Below are 4728 nucleotides of genomic sequence, written 5' to 3'. Positions count from 1 at the left end.
ACGCAACCCTGGCGCACGCCGATCGTGATGTTCGAGCCGATAGACCCGTCCAACCAGGCCAGCATCGGCTTCGACATGTTCACCGAGCCGGCGCGGCGGGCGGCGATCGAAAAGGCAATGGCCGACGATCAGCAGCATGCAAGCGGTCTGGTCCAGCTCGGCCAGGGAACCGGTGCCACTCAGACCTTCCCCGGCTTCCTGGTCTTCGTGCGGCTCAATGTCGAGACCGCGCCCGAAGTCATCAACGCCAGCCGCTCCTCGACCGCTGGTTTCCTCTATGCGGCGTTTCGTGCCCGCGATCTGTTCCAGACGGCGCTCAGCCGCACGCCGCTCCTGCCGGTCAACACGGAGATCTATGACGGCCAGCCTGACGCCGACAATCTCCTCTTCCGGTCGGAGACGCCGCCGGTCGAGACCTTTGGCGACAGGCTGCTGGTGACCCGCAAGATCGTCGTCGCCGGCCGTCCCTGGACTGTGCTGTTTCGGCCGACAAGCGCTTTCTCGCTGCCTTCGTCGCGCGCCATTCCGGTGATGCTCGGCCTGTTCGGGCTGCTGCTCGCCGGCGCGATCGCGCTGGTGGCGCGCTATCAGGAGCGGGCTTACGACGCAGTGTCGCTGCTGCACGAGACGACGGAAAAGAGCCTGCTCGAAAAGGAGCTGATGCTGCAGGAAATGAAGCATCGCATCAAGAATTCGATCACGCGGGTGCTGGCGATAGCGCGCCAGACGGCCTCGCACGCCACCGACGTGAAGGAGTTCTCGTCATCCTTCGCGGCGCGGCTGCAGGCGATGGCAGCGTCCCAGGACATGCTGACCCGCTCGCGCTGGCAGAAGGCCGATCTCGGCGATCTCCTGCGCATCGAGCTCGGCCAGGTGTTCGGCAAGGAGCTTCCCGAAGGCATATTGTCGGGGCCGGAGGTGCTGCTTGACGAGACGACCACCCAGGCGCTCGGCCTGACCTTCCACGAACTGGCGACGAACGCACTGAAATATGGCGAGGCCGGCAATTCCGTGGGAGCACTCAAGGTCGACTGGTTGCTGGAAGGGCGCGGCCGGGATCGGACGTTGGTGCTCAACTGGCGAGAGGCCGGGCAGAAGCAGCTCGAAGCACCGGCCAAGACAGGCTTCGGCACCAAGCTGATAGACCTCAACGTCACGCGCGAATTGGGCGGCACGATCAAGCGCGATTTTCGCGCCGAGGGGCTGGTGGTGGTAATCAGGGTCCCGCTGGCGGGGTGAATGGATCCCTTTCGCTCTGAACGGTCATTTTCAGGCGGCACAAACAAACGGAGACCGGACGAGCCGGCCTCCGTTCCTATTGCGCCTGATGCGAAGCGATCAGCAGCGTGCCGTGTAGAGACGGCCGCGATTGTCGCGATACTGGCAATAGCCATTGCGCAGGTTGCGGACCAGCAGACCCGAGCCGGCGCCGACGGCCGCACCGATCAGCGCGCCCTTGGTGCCGCCGATCAGGCCACCGGCGACAGCGCCGACACCGGCGCCAACGCCAACGTCCTGCTCGGTCGTGCTGCAGCCGCTGACAGCGACCACCGCAACCATGGCAATAATCATCTTCCGCATAGAGTCACCTCTCCTTTGTCCTCACTTTAGGAGGCTACAACCGCCATTTAACATGAAACAACAGCCTTGGCCCGCTCGATTTTATTGTTGACCAAGATAGGTTTTTTCGGGGCGCGCACTGTTGTTGGAGGCAAGGACGAGGCTGGATACCTGCAATGATGCGTCGAGCGTGCCATCCGCTCGCACGTTCCAGACGACCTGGTCGTAGTCGTCCTCCAGCGCCGGATCGACAGCGAGGCACTCGGCAACGACATGAGCAGCCTGACCCTGAACGTCGGCCATGGCGAAAGGCCGCTCGGCAGTGCATTGTTCGGCGGTCTCGAAGACGCTGACTGGCACCGACAATTCGCGGCATTCGGTCATGGAGCCGGAGCAGCCGATAACCAGCAGCAAGGCAGCGATATGTTCCATGGCGAGAATCCTCTCGCCACAAAAACGGACCAAAACGGGCAAAGTTCCTGCGCAGGCGGTGCCGCATCGAATAAATTGGCGGTCAGGCGCGCGACAGCGCATCGCGGGCGTCAGTTGGACTGCGTGGCCAGTGTCAGCGCGATGGCCGCGACCAGGGCAACGGCGACCAGCCGAAGCACGGGATGGGTGGCGCGGGCCGAGGTCGAGGGCGGAGCTTCGGCATCCTGGAAACCGCTCATCGAGACGCGAGCGGCCTGCTCCAGCCTGTTCATGTCGGCAACCGTCAAGACGATTCCTCCCCTGTTGCGCCGGACCCGACGGCGGCCGCAGGCCATCGCCAGGTTTCAGCGTCATCTGGGAAGAACAGCATCGGACTTTATGGTGAACAGCCGGTTAAGGATGTTGTCCGCGGGCCACCGCGCCGTCTTCGGCGCGCCTGTCGATCCATGTCAGTCCGTTTCGAAATTGCCCTTGGGAATGACGAGGCCATATTCGAGGCGATCTTCCGTGATCTCGAGCGTCGCCGTGCCGTTCAGCGACGTCGGCACGACGCGTTCCAGGGCGACGCTGCCAAAGCGCTTCTCGTTGTGCCCGACCTCACGGCCTCCGATGGCTTCGACCCAGATCAGCGACAGAGCAGGTTCGCCGTCGGCGGCAGTCGTCAGTCTGGCCGTCACCTTGACATGGCCGTTCGGCCGCGACAGGGCGCCGTAGCTAACCGAATTGACGGCGAGCTCATGCATGGCGAGACCGACATGCAAGGCGGCGTTGGGATTGAGGTAGGGGTTTGCGCCCTCGAAGCGCACGCTGCGTCTGGGGTCGGCGGCATAGCGGCCGACCTGGCCGGAAACGAGCTCGTGAAGCTCCGCACCCCGCCAATTGGAGGATGTCACCAAATCCTGCGAGGCGGCCAACGACTGCAGCCGGCCGCGGAAGCGCGTCAGGAAATCACCCGACGTTCCGGAATAGCGACTGGTCTGGCTGGCGATGCTCTGGATGATGGCGAGCAGGTTCTTCGAGCGGTGGCTGACCTCGCGCAGCAGCGTCTTGAGCGTTTGCTCGCGGCGCTTCTGCTCGGTGGTCTCGACCATGGTGGTGACGACGCCCTGCACCTCGCCGCCGTCGCTGTGATCGGCGTCGATCCAGACCTGGAACCAGCGGACGCCGTCTTCGGCGGGCACGCCGAGCTCGAGCCGTTCAGGGTTGCCGGAGGCTATGACGCTGCGCTTGGCGGCGCCGATACGCTCGGCCTGCGCCGGCGGCAGGATGCCGTTGCTGTCTGGCGTGTCCGAGGCCCATGGCGCGCGCATGTTGCGCGCCCAGATCGTCTTCATCTCGCGGTCCTGGTAGAGCACCGAGATGCCGGCGTTGTGCAGCGCGTGGAGAAGAGCCCGGCCAAGCTGCATTCCGCTTTCGGCCGGATGCAGGGCGATGACCTCTTCGCCCTGCCCGCTGTTGCTCATGTTTGCGGCCTTGGAACGCATCGATCGCTTGCCACCGAACTCAGGCTGAACGGCCTATTGCAAAATGGGTTCCTGAAATGAGGATCCAGATACGGTCCGCCGAGCGGCATCTCGTTGGAGGATACCGCCCGGCGGGGGCTGGAAACCGTTTGAGGGGTGCGGCTTCCAGTGTTCGGAGGCTCGCCCTCACGCCCGTTTGAACAGGCCGGCAATGAGCGAGATGATCAGGAAGGCGAGGAAGATGAAGAAGAGTATCTGCGCGATGCCGGCCGAGGTGCCGGCGATGCCGCCGAAACCAAGCGCACCGGCGATGATCGCCACGACGAGAAAAACGAGCGCCCAGTAAAGCATGATCCGTCTCCTTCCTATGCTGCGGTAAAACGTGGGTGGGTAGCGTTTGTTCCACCATTTACCGAAAAAGACGATCCCTGGAAGGGGTGGGATGCGAATTCCAAAGTCTCGCCGCGACGCCCGTCCGAGACGCGCCGAAAAGCTCTATTTCATGCGGGATGGCGGACGGCGGCGGGGCGCGCGGCACCCCGTACTACGCCGCAGCCTTGGCCTGCCGATCGAAGAACAGCGCCTGGCTGATCAGCGCCTTCACCATGTCCGGGTTGAACGGCTTGGTCACCAGGAAGGCCGGTTCCGGCCGCTCACCGGTCAGCAGGCGCTCGGGAAAGGCGGTGATGAAGATCACCGGCACCGGCGTGGAGGACAGGATCTCGTTGACGGCCTCGATGCCCGAGCTGCCGTCGGCAAGCTGGATGTCGGCCAGCACCATCTTCGGCCTGGTCTTGCCGAAAATCGCCACCGCCTCGGCATGGGTGCGCGCGGTGCCGACGACGCGATGGCCAAGGCTCTCGACCATTTCCTCGATGTCCATGGCGATCAGCGGCTCGTCCTCGATGATCAGCACGTCGGTCGCCACCTGGCGGGAAATCTCGTTGCTCGCCTGGGCAAGCAGATCGGAGAATTCCTGCTCGTCGGCATCCAGGATCTCGGCCGCCTCGTCCTCGCTGAAGCCTTCGACGGCGACCAGCAGGAAGGCCTGCCGGGGCCGAGGGGCAATCGCGTTGAGATTTGCGGCCGCCCGCTGTTCCCATGCCGACTGTGCGTGTTCCTGCGGAACACGGATGGCGACCGACGTGAAAAGCCTGGCGAAGACCTTGTAGAGCGCGATGCGGTCGTTCGACGCCTGGGGAAAGATGTCGACATCGGAGATGATGGCCTCAAGCATCGCGGCGACCAGCGCGTCGCCGCTCTCCTGCGATCC

The 4728-nt window shown here is 64.1% G+C and carries 7 protein-coding genes; 1 reads left to right on the top strand and 6 read right to left on the bottom strand.

Annotated features, from left to right (window positions below; genetic code table 11):
* Positions 1–1239: CHASE domain-containing protein (locus EN745_RS30390; protein WP_127422952.1), on the top strand; the 1239-nt coding region annotated here is incomplete at its 5' end.
* A 99-nt stretch (positions 1240–1338) separates the two neighbouring features.
* Here the strand turns inward: EN745_RS30390 and EN745_RS30385 are convergent.
* The 6 genes from EN745_RS30385 to EN745_RS30365 form a co-directional block, all read right to left on the bottom strand.
* Positions 1339–1581, bottom strand: coding sequence for a YMGG-like glycine zipper-containing protein (locus EN745_RS30385; RefSeq protein WP_126057995.1), 243 nt, complete (start codon positions 1579–1581; stop codon positions 1339–1341).
* An 81-nt stretch (positions 1582–1662) separates the two neighbouring features.
* A complete protein-coding gene (locus EN745_RS30380) occupies positions 1663–1992 on the bottom strand; it encodes a hypothetical protein (RefSeq protein ID WP_126057996.1) in 330 nt (109 codons plus the stop codon).
* 110 nt (positions 1993–2102) lie between these two features.
* Positions 2103–2279 carry a hypothetical protein gene (locus EN745_RS36395; protein WP_189363205.1) on the bottom strand — a complete coding sequence of 59 codons (177 nt, stop codon included), beginning with the start codon at positions 2277–2279 and terminating at the stop codon, positions 2103–2105.
* Positions 2280–2441: 162 nt separating this feature from the next.
* Positions 2442–3455: a sensor histidine kinase gene (locus EN745_RS30375; protein WP_245487876.1), complete on the bottom strand. Its 1014-nt coding sequence runs from the start codon at positions 3453–3455 to the stop codon at positions 2442–2444.
* A 186-nt stretch (positions 3456–3641) separates the two neighbouring features.
* On the bottom strand, positions 3642–3806 hold the full coding sequence (locus EN745_RS30370) for a DUF1328 domain-containing protein (RefSeq protein WP_036240811.1): 165 nt from the start codon (positions 3804–3806) through the stop codon (positions 3642–3644).
* Between the two features lie 193 nt (positions 3807–3999).
* A partial coding sequence (locus EN745_RS30365; RefSeq protein ID WP_245487875.1) for a response regulator occupies positions 4000–4728 on the bottom strand: 729 nt, incomplete at its 5' end.

The sequence above is a fragment of the Mesorhizobium sp. M4A.F.Ca.ET.022.05.2.1 genome (assembly GCF_003998845.1).
GTDB lineage: Bacteria > Pseudomonadota > Alphaproteobacteria > Rhizobiales > Rhizobiaceae > Mesorhizobium.
This window is presented reverse-complemented; position numbering and strand designations above follow the sequence as displayed.